Raw genomic sequence first — 17,627 nt, 5'->3', positions numbered from 1 at the left:
CCCCTGAAGCGCTGAGCTGTTCGACGGGCGCGGTGGGGAAACTGGCACTCTGGAACATCCCAGCGACGGTAGTCGGCTGTGTGAACCCGCGCAAACCTGGCTCAAACATCCAGGCCTGTGGGATCGGTCACGGAGTGTCTCCGTGAAACTGTCCCAACTTGCCTGATGGCAAAGTGAACACAGGCTTTCCGATGCGCAAGGGGTACACGTACTCCACCTTGCAGTCTGGCAACACAGAGTGAGAGCATCACGGAGCGCCTCATCATCCCAAGGTAGGTAGAACGTGTCCCAGCACATAGCCAAAACGCGTACCACCGCAGTGATCCTCGCTGGTGGTACCGGCCAGCGAGTGGGTCTGTCGATCCCGAAGCAGTTGCTGAAGATCGCTGGCAAGGCTGTGATCGAGCACACTCTGACAACGTTCGAGCAGGCTGACTGCATCGACGACGTCATCGTGCTGATGGCCCCGGGCTATGTGCCGGACGCCGAGAGTATCGTCGCCAAGTCGGGGCTCACCAAGGTCGTCAAGGTCATCGAGGGTGGGGGGACCCGGAACGAGACCACCGAGCGCGCGATCGCGGCGCTGGGTGAAGGCCTTGCGGAGGGCGAGGACCGCAATGTCCTGTTCCATGACGCCGTGCGTCCGCTGCTGTCTCAGCGGGTCATCCGTGACTGCGTGGCGGCGCTGGACCGATACCAGGCCGTCGACGTCGCCATTCCGTCCGCGGACACGATCATTGTCACGCGCACACACGGCGAGGACGGCGAGTTCATCACGGACGTTCCGGACCGCTCCCGGCTGCGGCGCGGTCAGACTCCGCAGGCATTCAAGCTCTCCACGATTCGTCGAGCCTACGAGGTCGCCGCGAACGACCCCAACTTCCAGGCGACCGACGACTGCTCGGTGGTCCTCAAGTACCTCCCCGATGTGCCGATCCATGTCGTCGCGGGTGACGAGTACAACATGAAGGTCACACAGCCGGTGGATGTCTTCATCGCGGACAAGCTGTTCCAGCTCGCCTCGTCCGCAGCGCCGGCGCCGGCAGACGAGGCCGCCTACCGTGAGCTGCTCAGCGGCAAGACCGTGGTGGTGTTCGGCGGCTCGTACGGCATCGGCGCAGACATAGCCGAGCTGGCCAAGCGATACGGTGCGAACGCGTACGCGCTGGGTCGATCCAGCACCGGTACCCATGTCGAGAACCCGGAACACGTGGACGACGCACTCTCGCAGGCGTATGCCGAGACCGGTCGCATCGACTACGTGATCAACACGGCGGGTGTGCTGCGCATCGGCAAGCTCGCGGAGACGGAGAACTCGACCATCGAGGAAGCGCTGAAGGTCAACTACCTTGCCCCGGTGCAGATTGCCCGCGCTTCCTACAAGTATCTCGCAGAGACCCGCGGTCAACTGCTGCTCTACACCTCCAGCAGCTACACCCGGGGCCGAGCAGAGTACAGCCTCTACTCCTCCACCAAAGCAGCCATGGTGAACCTCACTCAGGCGCTTGCGGATGAGTGGGCGGTCGACGGGATTCGGGTGAACTGCGTGAATCCCGAGCGCACGGCGACTCCGATGCGAACCAAGGCGTTCGGGCAGGAACCGGCGGGATCGCTGCTTTCCTCCGAGGCAGTGGCTCGAACCTCGCTCGATGTGCTGGTCTCCGACCTGACGGGCCACGTCATCGACGTACGGCAGCAGGATCCGACCAAGGACGCGGCCACGGCCTCTGGCTTCGAGCAGGCGCTTGCCGTTGTGTTGGACCGCCAGAACGAGGTGTAGTTCCGACCCCTCACTCTCTATGGCCAGGCCTCCGTTTTGCCAGTGGTGCACTCGGGGGCCTGAGCCGTGCGGGCTCAGAAGGGCAACCAAAAGTACGAGCCGCTCCACGGCTCAGCGAACGAGGCAGTGGTTCAGCGGAAGCCGCTCGATGAGCCCCATGAACAAACCAATGAATCGATCGTGCCAGGTCACCCATGGCCTGAGCGGTTACGCGGAAGGAACGGTGAACGACTCATGGCGCGGCTCAAGCGTCTACGTTCCCATGCACTTGTAGGTTACGTCCTTGCTGTTGCGCTGGTGCTGTCCTACGCGCTGCTCCTGGTCGGTATCGTGTCGCAGTCGATGCCGGTGTTCCTGAGCGCAACGGTGGCAGGGTACGCAGCGGAGTTCGCGCTGCCGCACGTGCATTCCTCCGGCTTGGCCTTGCTGCGCCGTACAGGGGCCGGCCTGACGAAGAGGTTCCTGCTGCGGCAGATTCTGGTCCTCGGTTTCCTGGGTTATGCCGCGTCGACGGACCTGCGAGCGGGCGTGGCGCTGATCGGTGCCCTGGTCGTGCTCTTCAACGCTCAACTGCTCTACGGCGTGGCGATGGAGCACATCAAGCGGAAGCATCGACGACTTCCCGTGACCGCACGAGGCTTGGAATTCGGGCTGCACATACCGCCTCAGCCCCCGAGGGTGCTTTCGCGTCGGTATGAGCGAAAGCTCTGGTTCGCGGATGTACCTGCCATTCTCGGTGCGCTCCTGTCCGTCGTGCTTGGCGTTGAAGCCGCGACTTTCGCGGGAGCGGCTGTTACCGCTCTGGCCGGGCTGATTGCGCTGGCAGCGGTGCTTCCGTACGCCAAGCAGGTGCGGAGGATGCCCACGCGTGAGGAAGTGCTGGCCGCGGCAGGCCAGGCCATTGACTCCCACCGGCCGCGAGTGGGCCTCTACTTCAGTTTCGCCTCTGTCGGCAAAGACTTCATGTACCAAGTGAACATGTGGCTGGAGACGCTGGAGCAACTGGAGCAGCCCGCGCTGATCATTCTCCGCGAGCGTCAGTCCATGAACTTCTTGACGGCGACCACCGTTCCCGTCATTTGCGTGCCGAAGGCTGACGACTTGGCGGAGCTGGCGCTGCCTGACATGCGTGTAGTGCTGTACCCGGGCAACGCGGGCAAGAACGTGCATATGCTGCAGCGCGCTGAGATGAAGCATGTGTTCATCGGCCATGGCGACAGCGACAAGCTGGCGAGCAGCAATCGGGCGAGTAAGACGTATGACGAGATCTGGGTGGCGGGAGAGGCCGGGCGGGCGCGCTATGGGAGGTTGCGGGGTGCGGTCGCGGAGGAGTCGATTGTCGAGGTCGGGCGGCCCCAGGTAGCTTCCGTCAAGCAAGCGGACGGGCCGGCTGGCGACGCCCCCACGATCCTTTACGCGCCGACCTGGGAGGGGTGGACCTCCGAAAACGACTACACCTCGGTGACCGGCATGGGTGTCGCGCTCGTCAAAAGGCTGATGGAGCTCAATCCCCGTGGACGGATCATTTACCGCCCTCACCCCCTGCTCGGTCACCGCTCGCCGAAGGCCGCAGCTGCGCACGGGGAAATCCTTGCGCTGCTGCGGGACGACAACTTGCGTCGCCACCGCGATCTCGGTGTACCGGAGCCGGACCCGCAAATGCTGCGGCAGCTGCGTCAACTCGAAGAGCGCATCAGTGCTTTGCTGAGCCGAGAGCCTGATTCACCCGCCTGCCACCTCTCGGAGGAGGAGCGGGTTCTGCGGGTGCGAGAAGCCCACGCGCGATGGGATGAGTGCTACCGCGCGACATACAGCGGGCAATCACATTTCGTGTCGATGGGCAGATTGCCCACCCTGATCGACTGCTTCAACGCGTCGGACGCCATGATCAGTGACGTCTCCAGTGTGGTGTCGGACTTCGTAGCCAGCGGAAAGCCCTATGTGCTGAGCAATCCGCAGGCGCTCGACGAGGCGGAATTTCTGCGGCAGAACACGGCTGCCGGTGCCGCGTTCATCCTGACGGAGAATCTTGCTGCGGTGGACCGACTGTGGGAAGCGATACGGTCACCCGAAAGCGATCCGCTGCGTGAGGACCGCTCGATGCTTCGAACCTTTCTGCTCGGAGAGGATCATCAGGCCGCGCCGGAGCTGTTCCGTAACGCCACCACGCGTCTCCTGGCCCGTGCAGAAGCTCAGTTCCCGCCGGGAACTGTCGCGGAACCGATCGTTCCTTCCTTCAAGAGTCCGATTCTCCTTGAGGGGCAGGTTCAGGGTTGACCTGTATGCCTTGATCCCGGAGCGCTGCTGGGTGACCCGCTGGTATCAACCAACCCCCGGTCTTGCCAATTGCTCGGGCGTGGTCGGGGAAGCGTTCGGGGGTTCTCCTGGGTGATCCGGGCTCGGTGCGCGTCGGCTGCCGCCACCAAGGACTGGGCCGCGTCGCTGAAGCGGTCCACGGACGGCGGATCCGAGGGGCCCAGCAGGCGAAGCTTCAGTGCGGCCCGCTCCTTTGCCTGTTTGTCCTTTCCAGGGTCGCGTACGGCGGTCAGCAGCTCCGACACCCCGGACGCGTCCGGGGTGAGGATGGTGGCCGCCCCTACCGTCGGGAACGCCTCGAGGAACGCTTGCTCGGGCATGCCGTCGGCGTTGACCACCGCGTACGGTTTGCCGCTCGCCAGGAAGTCCGAGACGACGCTCGACACATCGCTGATCAGAAGGTCCGCCTGGTTGAAGCACGTGTACAGCGCAGGCTCCGCGCCGGCGACGGTCTGGTGCTCCCACTCCGGGAGTGAGGCCCAGTAGGCCGCCTCCCAGGCAACGGTCGCCTCGCCCACCACCGCTGCACGGCCGGGCTCGGGAGAACCCTGGAGGAGCATCCGCTCCACAGCGTCCGCGCCGCGCCGGAACGAGGTCATGGTGAGGCGCATCAACTCCTTGCTGCGGAGGGCGAGTTCGGCCTGCCGTTCCGGCCCTGGACGGCACCCCGAACGGTGTCGGTTCGCCTCGCGGATCAGTTCCCGGATGCGCAGGTCCGCAGCCCCCGCGCGCGGGTCGACGGACCCTGTCATCGGGTGCGGTTTGTAGAGCAGCCGAATGCCGTCGTCGTCCAACAGCGCCCGCACGATGTTCTCGCCCGCCACGAGCAATGAGGTGTTGCCCGGGGCGCCGTCCCAGCCCTCCCAGGTGGGGGCGTAGAGCACAGTCGTGAAGGCGCGCGTGGGCGGACCGGTGTACGGCAGGATCGACTGCAACTGGGGGCGACCGATCTCGACCACGTCCCGGTCGTCGACTCCGACATCAGCCAGCGCGTAGCGCTCACGGGCCGCGGGCCCCGCGACCCACACCTCGTCGTAGGCTTTCGCGTACGGGTTGCAACTGGAGGCCTTGTCGCTCTCGCCGTGGTTGACGAAGGCGTGCTTGATCGTCGGAATGCGCAGGACCTGTGAGGTCTTGCCGGAATTCGCCGGGTGGATCAGGACCCTCAGCGTGGAGTGCTCGAGGCGCATCAGGGTGGCGACCTTGGGAAGGCAGACGACGGGGATGTCCGTCGCCGCGATCTTCTGCACCATGAAGCGCTCGCGCAGCACGATCAGCGGGCGGCCCTCCAGGCGGGCCAGCGGTTCCAGCCACATGTTCGCCTGGTACGCGGACGAGGCGCTGCCCGAGAAGTACATGCCGACCGTGGGCCGGTACTCCGCCAGCCAGGCGTCGAACCACTCCAGAACGTCGGCCTCCGACGCAGGGCGGTGGCTCGGGAGCAGCCGCAGCACCAGCTGCCCGAGCCCGCCCGCCGCGACGGCGACGGCCAGGGCGATCCCGCATGCCGCGAACTCCGGTACGCCACTCGCGGCGGTGGCAAGCAGCCCGGCCGTCGTGGGCAGGCCGAACACCAACAGGCGAGGGGCGGGCCGGGTCAACAGGACCGGCGGGCCGGGGGTGAGCCGCAGTGCCGACGCGTCGATGTTGCGGGTGACCACCGGAAGGGTGCGGGTGCGGCGGACCAGGATCGCCGCCGCGTGGCCGGCGAAGTGCAGGGCGTAGAAGAGCAGAAGGCCGGAGACCATCGGCAGGTAGAGCACCGACGGGCCCTCCGTGTCGAGGTTCAGCAGCCCCGATACCAACAGCAGGTCACGCATCACCTGGCGCACCGCGATGTCCGCGTGAACCCTGTCCAGCGCCGAGGCCACGCGCTGCTGCCAGTGGAACAGGGCAGCCTCGGTGGCGAGCCCCGTCGCCGTGGCGACGACCAGCAGTGGCGCGTGGGGGAGCAGCGCGCCCACTACCTGGGCGGCGAAGGTCGTCACCAGCGTTGAAGGGAGCAAGAGTCGGATCGCGATACGAGGGATGCGGCGGGTTGGGGACACTCCTGGGACTCCAAGCAGGTCGAAGACGCGCCATGGCTCTGCCTTCGACGCGCCCCGGACGGCGGGCTTGATGGCTAACGGCGCGCGCAGGGCACGGGAATGGACTGCCATGGGTTTTCACGCGATCGGGGTAGGAGGTCTCGTTCGGCGTTCCACTCACCGAAACGTGGGCGCGCCGTCCGCCCGCTCTCGCGTAGATTTCATGCGCTGCGAACGATGTGAGAGACGTCAGAAGGACTGTGGAGTGTCAAGCGCAAGGAAGCCGGTGGCCGAGGCGCACCGGATCGTGGTCAAGGTCGGTTCCTCCTCGTTGACCACGGCCTCCGGAGGGCTGGACGCGGACCGCGTCGACGCGCTCGTGGACGTGCTCGCGAAGGTGCGCAGCGGCGGTGAGCGGGAGATCGTTCTCGTCTCCTCCGGCGCCATCGCCGCGGGGCTCGCCCCGCTCGGGCTGCGCCGCCGGCCCAGGGATCTGGCCCGCCAGCAGGCCGCGGCCAGCGTCGGTCAGGGGCTGCTCATGGCCCGCTACACCGCTTCTTTCGCGCGCTACGGCCTGCGCCCCGGGCAGGTTCTGCTGACCAGCGACGACATGGCCCGCCGCGCCCACCACCGCAATGCCTCGCGCACCCTCGACCAGCTGCTCTCCATGGGTGCGATGCCGATCGTCAACGAGAACGACACCGTCGCCACCGACGAGATCCGCTTCGGTGACAACGACCGGCTCGCCGCGCTCGTCGCCCATCTCGTACGCGCGGATCTCCTGGTGCTCCTGTCGGACGTGGACGGGCTGTACGACGGGGACCCCAGCAGGCCCGGGACCTCGCGGATCGCCGAGGTGTACGGCCCGGACGACATCGCACATGTGAAGATCGGCAGCGCGGGCAAGGCGGGTGTCGGCACCGGCGGCATGGTCACCAAGGTGGAGGCCGCCCGGATCGCCGCGGCCGCCGGCATCCCCGTCGTCCTCACGTCCACGGTGCACGCCGCCGACGCCCTGGCCGGGCGGGACACCGGAACCCTCTTCCACCGCACCGGGCGGCGCAGCGCGGACCGGCTGCTCTGGCTGCAGCACGCCTCGACCCCGCAGGGCGGTCTGATCCTCGACGCAGGCGCGGTGCACGCCGTCACCGAGGGCCGCAAATCCCTGCTGCCCGCAGGGATCAAGGGGGTCGAGGGCGAGTTCTCGGCCGGGGATCCGGTGGAGCTTCGGGATGCCGAGGGGCGCGCGGTCGCCCGGGGGCTCGTCAACTTCGACGCAAAGGAGATCCCCCAGCTGCTCGGCCGTTCCACGCGTGAGCTCGCCAAGGAGCTCGGCCCCGCCTACGAACGTGAGGTCGTCCACCGTGATGATCTGGTGCTGCTGCACGGCTGATGACGTGGTGCTGCTGTACGGCTGAGGGGCTGGAGTGCTGCCGCAGGCCCTCCGAACGGGCGCTCGAACCGGCCGAAATCGGTTGCCCTGAGTGAGGGACCTTGCGTAAAACCGTCACGCGGCGGCTCTTTGCCTGGTCAACTTTGTCGAGGGCTTGAAGGAGCACCCCGACCGCACCACAGACGCGTGACGCTCGACAGGAGGCCGTCCGGTGAGACGAGTGGCACTGACAAGTGTCGTGGGCGGGGCGGGCGCTCCCGCCGGCCGGGGCGACACCGAGGACGCGCAGGAGCAGCAGGAACAGCGGCGGGAAGAGCCCCGGGACCTGCCCCGCCTCTGGCATGTCACGCTCAGCGTCTCGGGCCCCGAGACGCCGCTCGCGGACGTCCGGCGCGCACTCGAACAGCTCGCCCACGACCACCCCTTTCTCCTGACCAGCCGCTATGCCGCGGACCATGCCGAGATCAGGTACTGGGAGGAGGCCCGCGACCTGCACGATGCCGCAGCCGTCGCGCTGCGCCTGTGGGGCGAGCACCGCCAGAGCGCCCAGCTGCCGCCCTGGGAGATCGTCGGCCTCGAGGTCATCGACCGCGAGACGTACCACCAGCGCATCGCGGCGGGCTACGGCCCGGCCCCGGCGACCCCCGTGGGCGTACATCCGTTTTGAGCCGTCTCGCAGGCTGGGATGGCGCGGGGCGCAGCGGACCGCCCGCATTACCCTGCGAGCTATGACCTCGCCGCTCACCGCCCCGTATGACAACCTCTCGCCGGTCGTCCAGGCCGCCTACCGCGCCCGTGCCGCGGCCGCCGAGATCGCGCCGCTGCCGCGGGCCGTCAAGGACGATGCGCTGCTCGCCATCGCGGACGCCCTCGAAGTGCGCACGACGGAGATCGTCGAGGCCAACGCCGAGGACGTCGCCAGGGCCCGTGAGGCCGGCACCAGCGAGTCCATCGTCGACCGCCTCACCCTCACCCCGGAGCGGGTGCGCGCCATCGCCTCCGACGTACGCGACGTCGTGGCGCTGCCCGACCCCGTCGGCGAGGTCGTGCGCGGCTCCACGCTGCCCAACGGCATCGACCTGCGCCAGGTCCGCGTCCCGCTCGGCGTCGTCGGCATCATCTACGAGGCCCGGCCCAACGTCACCGTCGACGCGGCCGCCCTGTGCCTCAAGTCCGGCAACGCGGTCCTGCTGCGCGGCTCGTCCTCCGCGTACGCCTCCAACACCGCGCTCGTACGCGTTCTGCGCGATGCGGTCGGCGGCGCGGGCCTGCCCGCCGACGCCGTGCAGCTCGTGCCGGGTGAATCCCGCGACTCCGTACGGGAGCTGATGCGCGCCCGCGGTCTCGTCGACGTGCTCATCCCGCGCGGCGGCGCCTCGCTGATCAGGACGGTCGTCGAGGAGTCCACCGTCCCGGTCATCGAGACCGGCACCGGCAACTGCCATGTGTACGTGGACGCCGAGGCCGACCTCGACACGGCCGTCGAGATCCTCGTCAACTCCAAGGCCCAGCGCCCCAGCGTCTGCAATGCCGCCGAGACCCTCCTCGTCCACCAGGACATCGCCGAGGCCTTCGTGCCGCGCGCCCTCGACGCGCTCGCCGAGGCCGGCGTGACCGTGCACGCCGACGAGCGGATCGCCGCGTACGCCGAGGGCTCCAAGGCCACCGTGGTGCCGGCGACGGCCGAGGACTGGGAGACCGAGTACCTCTCGTACGACATCGCCGCCGCCGTCGTCGACTCCCTCGACAAGGCCGTCGAACACATCCGCCTGTGGACCTCCGGGCACACCGAGGCCATCGTCACCACCTCGCAGCAGGCCGCCCGCCGCTTCACTCAGCTCGTCGACTCCACGACGGTCGCGGTGAACGCCTCGACGCGGTTCACCGACGGCGGCCAGTTCGGCTTCGGCGCCGAGATCGGCATCTCCACCCAGAAGCTGCACGCCCGCGGGCCCATGGGGCTGCCCGAGCTGACCTCCACGAAGTACATCGTCACGGGAGACGGGCACACGCGGAACTGACCGTCACGTGTGGGACCGATGGGCAGTCGCGGAACTGCGGAACTGACGGGCACACGCGGAACAGACGGGCAGTCGCGGAACTGACGGACAGATGAATTTCCGTACTGTCTGCCCAAAATGACCCCCCAGGTCTACTCTGGAACGCGTGCCGGAGGACGTGGGGGGCATGCCGTTTCCGGACGGCCGGGAGCCCGACGACGACCACGACCACGGGGGCGCGGACGAGGACTTCGCCTCCGTGGTTTTCGACGAGGACTTCGTACGGGCCGCGCGCGTCCATGAGCCGACCGCCGTCGAGCGGCTGCTCGCCGCCGCCCAGGAGCGCGCCGAGGCCGAGGCGCACCGGGCCCGCCGCCGCGGCCGTGCGGCCGAGGACGACGGGGACGACGGGGACGAGGGCCACGAAGCCCACGAAGGCTACGAAGGCTACGAAAAGCGCCTCCGCCGCGGCCGGTACGCGGACGAGGGCGCGACCGGGTACGGCCATGGCTGGGCCCGGCCGGACGACCCGGAGGACATGGAGGCGTACGGCCACGGGTTCGCCCGCCGCGGCCACTCGCGCTGGCACCGGCCCGTCGCCTGGCTGCTCGCGCTCCTCATGGGCATCGGCATGATCGCGCTCGCGTTCAGCGCCGTCTACCGCGGGGCCGCCGCGCCCGGCCGCGAGGAGGACCGTACGCCGCCCGCGACGACGGGCGTGGACCGGACGACGGGCGTGGACCGGACGGCGGGCGGGGACAGCACCGCGGGCGCGGACGGTGCGGCGGGCGTGGGCGGTGCGGACGAGGGCGTGGACGAGTCGGCGGGCGCCGGGCGCACCGCCGGGGCCGAGCAGCAGCCGGCCGGAGTGGGCCCGCCACCCTCGCTCTCCGCCGACTCCTCACCCCAGGCCGGCCCGGCCCTGCCACGCGTGCCCTGAAGGGGCCAACGCCCGCATGCTGCCGGAAAGTTGACCCGTACCGCGGCGTTTACCCGAGGCCCCTGACACCTACCCTGAAGGTATGGCCGGGCCTGGAGAGCCACCGGACGGCACACCTGAGGGCGGTCCTGGTGGGGGCGAGGAAGAGTTCCGTTCCGTAGTCTTCGACGAATCGTTCATCCGCGCTGCGCGGCTGCAGGAGTACTCCGCGCGTGAACGCATCACCGACCATGCGCCGGCGGTGCGCAGGCGTGCGGCCGGCCATGGCACGGCGCACCGTCGCCTCTCGGCGCGGGCCCTGCTGATGGTGGTGCTGCTCGCCATCGCCTTCTCCGTCGCCGTCTACATGGGCGTACGGCAGCCGGCGGGGGAGCCGTCCGAGGACAGACCCGCCGATCCGCTGCGGATGACGGTGATACCGCTCGTGCCGCAGGGCGCCGTGCCCGGTGCGGAGAGCGCCGCGGTGCTCTTCGAGCACAGTCCGGCCGCGGAGTTCGAGCCGGGTGCCGCCGGAATGCCGTTCCCCGCCGTCCGCCGCACCCCGCATTTCACCGCGGACCAGGTCACGGCGGCGCTCGAAGCGACCAAGAACTACCTCGTGGCCTCCTCGCTCGATCCGGCCGTTCTGACCGGTGAGGAGACGAGGCCGGTCCGCCGGCTCGTCGCACCCGGTCAGCTCGGCCAGTTCGACGATGCTCTCGACCGGCCCACCGCGGACGGGCGGCACGCCCCCAGCGGCTGGATGGTGCGCTTCGATCCGGCCGAAGCCGCGCTCGCCGGCGACGAGGTGCGGGTGCGCGGTTCGTTCAAGGCCGCCGAGACCGGTGGCGACACCCTTGAGGTGGTCTCGAACCACACCTTCGTCTACGCCCTGCGCGCGGTGGCCGGTGAGGACTCGCGTGTCTCGCTGTTCACCGTGCGGCGCGAGCTGCACTTCCGGTTCGACGCGGACACCCTGCGGCTCGGGCAGGTCGAGCTGACCTTCTCGTACCTACAGGCCGGGCCGCTGTCCTGCGGCACCGACACCGCCGACCGGCTGCGGCCCCTGCTCGCCGGGCAGACCGCCGAGCAGGGCGGGCCCGCGGGCACCGATCCGTACGCGAGCACACAGCCGACGGCGCTGTGCGGAGCGCTCGCCCCCTCCGCACAGCCCACACCGCCATCGCGCGGCCCGTAGCGCCGCCACCGGGCACCTTGAAGCGCCGCCACGGCGCATCCGCAGCGCAAGCCAGTGGCGGCCGTCCGCCGGCCGACCGGGCTACTTGCCGGACTCGCCACCGCCGCTGCCATCGCGCCGGTCGCCGTCACCCCGGTTGCCGCCGTCACCCCGGTTGCCGCCGTCGCCCCGGTCGCCGCCCTCGCCCCGGTCCGGGCCGTCCGCGGGCCTGGAGCCGCCGAAACCGCCGAATCCGCCGAAGCCCCTGCGCACCCGTCCGCCCAGATCGCCTGCGCCGCCCGCGATGTCCGAGACCAGCTTCATCAGCGGGTCCTTCGAGTTCTTCACCTCGCTCGCATACGCGCCGGCCGACTGCCGGAACGAGTCCGAGACCGAGGTGTCCTTGTCCTCGTCGCGCTTCGGATAGTGACCGTCCATGATCCGCTGGAAGTCGCGGGACTCGGCCCACTTCTTCAGCTCGGCCGCGCGCACCGTGGTGAAGGGGTGGGTGCGCGGCAGCACGTTCATGATCTTCAGTACGGAGTCGCGCAGATCGCCGCCCGCCTCGTACTCCTCGGCCTGCTCCAGGAACGCGTCCACGTTCATCTCGTGCAGATGGTTGCCGCCCGCGATCTTCATCAGGCCGCGCATCGAGGCCTTGAGGTCCTGGCCGACCAGCAGGCCCGCGCGGTCCGCGGACAGCTCCGACTTGCGGAACCACTCGCGCAGCGCCGTGACGATCGCCATGATCGCGACATTGCCGAGCGGGATCCAGGCGATCTTCAGCGCCAGGTTGGTCAGGAAGAGCAGGATCGTGCGGTACACCGCGTGGCCGGACAGGGCGTGGCCCACCTCGTGGCCGACGACGGCGCGCATCTCCTCCTCGTCGAGGAGCTCCACCAGGCCCGTGGTCACCACGATGATCGGCTCGTCGAGACCGATGCACATCGCATTGGGCTTGGGGTCCTGCGTGACGTACATCGGCGGGACCTTCTCCAGGTCCAGGATGTAGCAGGCATCGCGCAGCATCACGTTCAGATGCGCGAACTGGGCATCGCTCACCCGTACCGAGTCCGAGAGGAACAGCAGCCGCAGGCTGCGCTCGGGCAGCAGCGCGCTCAGCGCCTTGAACACCGTGTCGAAGCCGCTGAGCTTGCGCAGGGCCACCAGGGCCGAGCGGTCCGCCGGGTGCTCGTAGGCCCGCGAGGAGATACCGGGGAACCGCCTGCGGTTGCGGCCCGGCAGGTTCTCGTGGTGCTCGCCGCTTCCCCGGCCCCCGCCGGCGTGACCCCCGCCGGCGGGACCCCCGTCGCCGCGGCTGTCGCCGTTCGCGTTGCTTGCGTTGTCAGTGCTGTCAGGCATCCGGCCCCCATAAGTTCGGCGCGCGCCGCGCACGGTGCGAGTTCTCTCGCCCTCCCTTATGAACGCCCAGCCTAGGAGCAGGGTTCCATGCCGTCTCCTGCTGGATTCCCCGGTTTCCACGGTACTCGCACCCCGTACGCCCGAGTCGGCGTGAGCGCCGCCGGGCGCCCCCCGTACGATGTGCCGGAAGTCTCAAGCCCCGTTCCCACCCGGATAGGTCCTGTCGAGAATGAGCCTCACCGCCACCGCAGCCCAGCTGGTCACCCTCGCCTCCGAGGGCGGCGAGCACGGCGGCGAACACGCCAGCCTCAACCCCTACGTCACGGGCGGCGGCGCGCTGGTCGCCCTGCTGCTCCTGCTGTGGATCACCACCCGCTTCAACCGCGACCGCTGACCGGCTCCGGGGACGGGCCCCGGGGGACGGGCCGGTAAGGTCTGCTCGCATGGGAGAGCAGGACAGGCCTACCGGCCCCGCCCGCCGCGGCGTGCGGGACGCAGCCGCCGCGCAGGGCAAGCGCAGGCGCCGCCTGGGCGTCATGGGCGGCACCTTCGACCCGATCCACCACGGGCACCTGGTGGCCGCCAGCGAGGTCGCCGCGCAGTACGAGCTGGACGAGGTCGTCTTCGTGCCGACCGGTGAGCCGTGGCAGAAGAGCCACAAGCAGGTCTCGCCGGCCGAGGACCGCTATCTGATGACGGTCATCGCCACGGCCGAGAACCCGCAGTTCTCCGTGAGCCGTATCGACATCGACCGCGGCGGCCCCACGTACACCAAGGACACGCTGCGCGAGCTGCGCACGCTCAATCCCGACACGGATCTCTTCTTCATCACCGGCGCCGACGCCCTCGGCCAGATCCTCACCTGGCAGGACGCAGCCGAGACGTTCGCCCTGGCCCACTTCATCGGCGTCACCCGGCCGGGGCATACGCTGGCGGACCCCGGCCTGCCGGACGGCGCGGTCTCCTTCGTGGAGGTCCCCGCGCTGGCCATCTCCTCCACGGACTGCCGGGAGCGGGTCGCCAAGGGCGAGCCGGTCTGGTATCTGGTGCCGGACGGAGTGGTGCGGTACATCGACAAGCGTGAGCTCTACCGTGGCGCATGAGCCAGGAGCCACGGGCGTAGCGGACACGGCCTGAGGCCGAGGTCCTGTCCGGACCGAGAGCTAAGAGGGGCACCCGGTGAACGACCAGTACGACCCTTACGCGGGTCAGCAGTACGAGATCGTCGGCTACGACGAGTACGGCCAGCCGGTCTACCAGCCTCTCGCGCCCCCGCAGAGCCCGCAGGGCGGCTACGGGCAGTACGGGGGCGGGGTCCCGCAGCAGCAGGGTTACGGGTACGAGGAACCGTACGGCGGCTCGTACGCGCCGGACTCCGGGTATCCGGACAACTCCGATTACCACGGGGAGCGCTACGACTCGGGCGCCTCGGGTGCCTCGTACGGCAACGGCATCCCCGCCGCGTACGACCCTTACGGCCAAAGCACGGGCACGGGCCAGTACCCGCCGGTCGCGGACACCGGGCAGTACCCGCCGGTCCACGACACCGGCCAATATCCGCCGGTCCACGACACCGGGCAGTACCCGCCGGTCCAGGACGCGGGCCAGTACCCGCCGGTCCGAGACACCGGCCAGTTCGCCTCCGTGGGCGACACGGGGCAGTACTTGCCCGTCGCCGACCCCGCCCCGTACCCGCGGGCCGAGGAGCAGCCCGCCCGGGTGCCGCGGCAGCACACCCCGGAGGAGCCGCCGCGGCGGTCGACCGCGGGCGACTACCGGACCGGGCAGTTCTCCTTCATCGAGGAACCCGATGACGAGTCCGAGGACGTCATCGACTGGCTCAAGTTCACCGAATCGCGCACCGAGCGCCGCGAGGAGGCCAGGCGCCGCGGCCGCAACCGGATGGTCGCGCTCGTGGTCGTCCTCGCGCTGATGCTCGTCGGCGGCGTCGGCTACCTCTGGTACGAGGGGAAGCTGCCGTTCACGTCCGGCGATTCCGGGACCCAGGCGACCTCGAGCGGACCGCAGAAACGCGATGTCATCGCCGTGCATCTGCACAACACCAACGGCAAGGGCACCTCGACCGCGCTGCTCGTCGACAACACCACCACCGAGCGCGGCGCGACGATTCTGCTGCCCAACTCCCTCGTCGTGACCGATGGGGAGGGCCAGACCACCACTCTCGGCAAATCCGTCGAGGACAACGGTTCGAGCGGGACCCGGGCGGCCGTGGACGGCCTGCTCGGCACCCGGATCGAGGGCAGTTGGCGCCTCGACACACCGTTCCTCGACAGCCTGGTGAACAGCATCGGCGACATCGAGATCGACACGAACGCCGATGTGCCCGATCCGAAGGCCAAGAAGAAGGGCCAGGAGCCGCTCGTCACCAAGGGCGAGGCGCAGACGCTCAGCGGCCCGATGGCCGTGGCGTACGCCACCTATCGCGCCCCCGGCGAGAGCGAGACGGCGCAGCTCGAACGTTTCGGCGCGGTGCTCAGGGGCGTGCTGCGCAAGCTCTCCACCGATCCGAAGGCCGCCACCACCACCATCGAGACGCTCGGCCAGATCATCGAGCCGCCGCTGACCGAGAAGGACCTCGGCGCCTTCCTCGCCCGGCTCTCGGAGCGGGCCAAGGGCGGCGACTACGACAGCGCCGTGCTGCCCGTGCAGCAGGACGGCACCGTCAGCCAGAAGGCCACCGAAACCGTGGTCGAGAAGCTGCTCGGCGGCGCGGTGAAGAACCCCGACCCGGACGCGGCCGTGCGGATCAGCCTCTCGGGCTCGAAGGAGGCCGTGCAGAGCGCGCGCGTCGACCTGGTCAACGGCGGCTGGACGGTCATCGCCGGCAGCACGGACCCCGGCTCGTCCTCCCGGGTCACCTACGCCGACGAGACCCGCAAGGCGGAGGCGCAGGAGGTCGCGAAGACGCTGGGCCTGCCGGCGGAGTCGGTGAAGGAGGGCAAGGTGCCGGGGAACGCGGACGTGGGGGTCGTGCTGGGGTCCGACTACGAAGGGGAGTAGTCCTGGGAACGGTCCCCACTCGTACCCGGCGGCGCAGGGGGCCCGCTAATCGGTGGGGCGGCACCCTGGTGTCATGCGATCCTGGAGGGACAGCACGCCCGGGTCCCCGCATACGCACGGCCCCGCCCACCGACCGGAAAGCCCACGCAGTGACCGCGACAGACCGTTCCATCGAGCTCATCAACGTGGCCGCCCAGGCCGCCGCCGACAAGCTCGCGCACGACATCATCGCCTACGACGTCAGCGACGTGCTGTCGATCACGGACGCCTTCCTGCTGGCCTCCGCCCCCAACGACCGCCAGGTCAAGTCGATCTCCGACGAGATCGAGGAGAAGCTCAGCAAGGAGCTCGGCGCCAAGCCGGTCCGCCGCGAGGGCGACCGCGACGCGCGCTGGATCCTCCTCGACTACGTCGACATCGTCGTCCACATCCAGCACAGCGAGGAGCGGGTCTTCTACGCGCTCGAACGCCTGTGGAAGGACTGCCCCGAGCTCGACCTGCCCGAGGACGCCAAGGCCACCCGCGGCAAGGGCGCCGAGCACGCCGAGCGCGCCGAGGCGGAGCAGGCCGCCGGGGACCTGCGATGACCGTCCCCTCGGTGATCGACCAGCCGAGCGGCCGTGACCGCCGCATCGTGCTGTGGCGGCACGGCCAGACCTCCTGGAACCTGGAGCGCCGCTTCCAGGGCAGTACGGACATCGCGCTCACCGAGGAGGGCCTGGCCCAGGCCCGCCGCTCGGCCCGACTGCTCGCCTCCCTGAAGCCGGACACGATCGTCTCCTCCGACCTCGGCCGCGCAGCCACCACGGCCGGGGAGCTGGCCCGTCTGACCGGCCTCGACGTCACGCACGAAGAGAACCTCCGGGAAACCTTCGCGGGCGTCTGGCAGGGCCTGACGCACGACGAGATCCTCGCGCAGTACGGCGAGGAGTATGCGGCCTGGAAGCGCGGCGAGCCGGTGCGCCGCGGCGGCGGCGAGCTGGAGACCGAGGTGGCCGACCGTGCCGCCCCCGTCGTCCTGCGCCATGCCGACAAGCTGCCCGACGGCGGCACCCTCGTGGTGGTCAGCCACGGCGGCACGATCCGCACCACGATCGGCCGCCTCCTCGGCCTCGACCCGCACCTGTGGGAGGGCCTCGGCGGCCTCTCCAACTGCTGCTGGTCCGTCCTCGGCGAGGGCGCCCGCGGCTGGCGCCTCCTGGAACACAACGCGGGCACCCTGCCGGAGCCGGTCCTCGGCGACGACACCTGAGACCTGCTGGTCAGCGCCCCGCGACCCGGATTTCACTTTCTGCCGGGGAGCAGGCTAGAGTTCTTCTTGTTCGCCCGCCGAAGCGGCCGGGAAGAACGAATGGGGCTATAGCTCAGTTGGTAGAGCGCTTGCATGGCATGCAAGAGGTCAGGAGTTCAATTCTCCTTAGCTCCACATCGCACGGAAGATCCCGTCTGATCGAATCGATCAGACGGGATCTTCTGCTTTCCGGGCCGCGACCGGAATGCCTGCGGCTGTCGGTCTGCACCGATGAGCGACCGACTCGCGCCCGCTCGCCGCCGGGGATTCCGCACCGGGGTCACCCGCCGATGCGCTGCTTCGCCGCCGGGGCGAGGAGGAGGGCGTGCGATCGGTGTCTG

13 protein-coding genes, 1 tRNA gene and 1 pseudogene are annotated in these 17,627 nt (G+C 69.4%); 13 read left to right on the top strand and 2 right to left on the bottom strand.

Translation table 11 applies throughout. The annotated features are described in order from the left end of the window. Positions 1-283 precede the first annotated feature (283 nt). Complete coding sequence (locus tag ACLF6P_RS12975) at positions 284-1,780, top strand: D-ribitol-5-phosphate cytidylyltransferase (RefSeq protein WP_415950312.1); 1,497 nt, start codon at positions 284-286, stop codon at positions 1,778-1,780. Positions 1,781-2,014: 234 nt separating this feature from the next. Beyond that, positions 2,015-4,057 carry a hypothetical protein gene (locus ACLF6P_RS12970; protein WP_415950311.1) on the top strand — a complete coding sequence of 681 codons (2,043 nt, stop codon included), beginning with the start codon at positions 2,015-2,017 and terminating at the stop codon, positions 4,055-4,057. Here ACLF6P_RS12970 and ACLF6P_RS12965 read toward each other — a convergent pair. Further along, the gene (locus tag ACLF6P_RS12965; RefSeq protein ID WP_415950495.1) at positions 4,048-6,087 is read right to left on the bottom strand and encodes a hypothetical protein; all 2,040 of its coding nucleotides are present in this window, start codon (positions 6,085-6,087) and stop codon (positions 4,048-4,050) included. The two genes, ACLF6P_RS12970 and ACLF6P_RS12965, sit on opposite strands and share 10 nt — an antisense overlap. Positions 6,088-6,409: 322 nt before the next feature. Between ACLF6P_RS12965 and proB the strand changes: the two genes are divergently transcribed. The 5 genes and pseudogenes from proB to ACLF6P_RS12940 all read left to right on the top strand — a co-directional run bounded on the left by proB (position 6,410) and on the right by ACLF6P_RS12940 (position 11,633). Beyond that, the gene (gene proB / locus ACLF6P_RS12960) at positions 6,410-7,516 is read left to right on the top strand and encodes a glutamate 5-kinase (RefSeq protein ID WP_415950494.1); all 1,107 of its coding nucleotides are present in this window, start codon (positions 6,410-6,412) and stop codon (positions 7,514-7,516) included. A 211-nt stretch (positions 7,517-7,727) separates the two neighbouring features. Next, entirely contained in the window at positions 7,728-8,183 is a 456-nt protein-coding gene (locus ACLF6P_RS12955; protein ID WP_415950310.1) for a hypothetical protein, read from the top strand. A gap of 61 nt (positions 8,184-8,244) precedes the next feature. After that, complete coding sequence (locus tag ACLF6P_RS12950; RefSeq protein WP_415950309.1) at positions 8,245-9,537, top strand: glutamate-5-semialdehyde dehydrogenase; 1,293 nt, start codon at positions 8,245-8,247, stop codon at positions 9,535-9,537. 145 nt (positions 9,538-9,682) lie between these two features. Beyond that, positions 9,683-10,291, top strand: a pseudogene (locus ACLF6P_RS12945) (SCO2584 family spore wall biosynthesis protein); the annotation flags it as partial. A gap of 247 nt (positions 10,292-10,538) precedes the next feature. Next, positions 10,539-11,633, top strand: a complete 1,095-nt coding sequence (locus tag ACLF6P_RS12940; RefSeq protein WP_415950307.1) for an SCO2583 family membrane protein — start codon at positions 10,539-10,541, stop codon at positions 11,631-11,633. An 81-nt stretch (positions 11,634-11,714) separates the two neighbouring features. Here ACLF6P_RS12940 and ACLF6P_RS12935 read toward each other — a convergent pair whose 3' ends face one another. Next, positions 11,715-12,974, bottom strand: coding sequence for a M48 family metallopeptidase (locus ACLF6P_RS12935; RefSeq protein WP_415950306.1), 1,260 nt, complete (start codon positions 12,972-12,974; stop codon positions 11,715-11,717). A gap of 229 nt (positions 12,975-13,203) precedes the next feature. Between ACLF6P_RS12935 and ACLF6P_RS12930 the strand changes: the two genes are divergently transcribed. The 6 genes from ACLF6P_RS12930 (at position 13,204) to ACLF6P_RS12905 (ending at position 17,421) form a co-directional block, all read left to right on the top strand. Further along, a complete protein-coding gene (locus tag ACLF6P_RS12930) occupies positions 13,204-13,368 on the top strand; it encodes a hypothetical protein (protein ID WP_415950305.1) in 165 nt (54 codons plus the stop codon). Between the two features lie 49 nt (positions 13,369-13,417). Then, positions 13,418-14,077 carry a nicotinate-nucleotide adenylyltransferase gene (nadD, locus tag ACLF6P_RS12925; RefSeq protein WP_415950303.1) on the top strand — a complete coding sequence of 220 codons (660 nt, stop codon included), beginning with the start codon at positions 13,418-13,420 and terminating at the stop codon, positions 14,075-14,077. 76 nt (positions 14,078-14,153) lie between these two features. Then, on the top strand, positions 14,154-15,995 hold the full coding sequence (locus ACLF6P_RS12920) for a LytR C-terminal domain-containing protein (RefSeq protein ID WP_415950302.1): 1,842 nt from the start codon (positions 14,154-14,156) through the stop codon (positions 15,993-15,995). A gap of 149 nt (positions 15,996-16,144) precedes the next feature. Beyond that, positions 16,145-16,582 carry a ribosome silencing factor gene (gene rsfS, locus ACLF6P_RS12915; protein ID WP_415950300.1) on the top strand — a complete coding sequence of 146 codons (438 nt, stop codon included), beginning with the start codon at positions 16,145-16,147 and terminating at the stop codon, positions 16,580-16,582. Continuing rightward, a complete protein-coding gene (locus ACLF6P_RS12910) occupies positions 16,579-17,247 on the top strand; it encodes a histidine phosphatase family protein (RefSeq protein WP_415950299.1) in 669 nt (222 codons plus the stop codon). Before rsfS ends, ACLF6P_RS12910 begins: the two co-directional genes overlap by 4 nt. 101 nt (positions 17,248-17,348) lie before the next feature. Beyond that, positions 17,349-17,421, top strand: a tRNA-Ala gene (locus tag ACLF6P_RS12905). Positions 17,422-17,627: the final 206 nt, after the last annotated feature.

Origin of the sequence: Streptomyces lothianensis (assembly GCF_047779955.1) — a bacterium.
GTDB lineage: Bacteria > Actinomycetota > Actinomycetes > Streptomycetales > Streptomycetaceae > Streptomyces.
This window is presented reverse-complemented; position numbering and strand designations above follow the sequence as displayed.

Excerpts from the sequence above, each read along its gene's own strand:
- ACLF6P_RS12970 (WP_415950311.1), top strand. The coding sequence starts at position 2,015 with ATGGCGCGGCTCAAGCGTCTACGTTCCCATGCACTTGTAGGTTACGTC.
- ACLF6P_RS12950 (WP_415950309.1), top strand. The coding sequence starts at position 8,245 with ATGACCTCGCCGCTCACCGCCCCGTATGACAACCTCTCGCCGGTCGTC.
- ACLF6P_RS12940 (WP_415950307.1), top strand. The coding sequence starts at position 10,539 with ATGGCCGGGCCTGGAGAGCCACCGGACGGCACACCTGAGGGCGGTCCT.
- ACLF6P_RS12935 (WP_415950306.1), bottom strand. The coding sequence starts at position 12,974 with ATGCCTGACAGCACTGACAACGCAAGCAACGCGAACGGCGACAGCCGC.
- ACLF6P_RS12930 (WP_415950305.1), top strand. The coding sequence starts at position 13,204 with ATGAGCCTCACCGCCACCGCAGCCCAGCTGGTCACCCTCGCCTCCGAG.
- nadD (WP_415950303.1), top strand. The coding sequence starts at position 13,418 with ATGGGAGAGCAGGACAGGCCTACCGGCCCCGCCCGCCGCGGCGTGCGG.
- ACLF6P_RS12910 (WP_415950299.1), top strand. The coding sequence starts at position 16,579 with ATGACCGTCCCCTCGGTGATCGACCAGCCGAGCGGCCGTGACCGCCGC.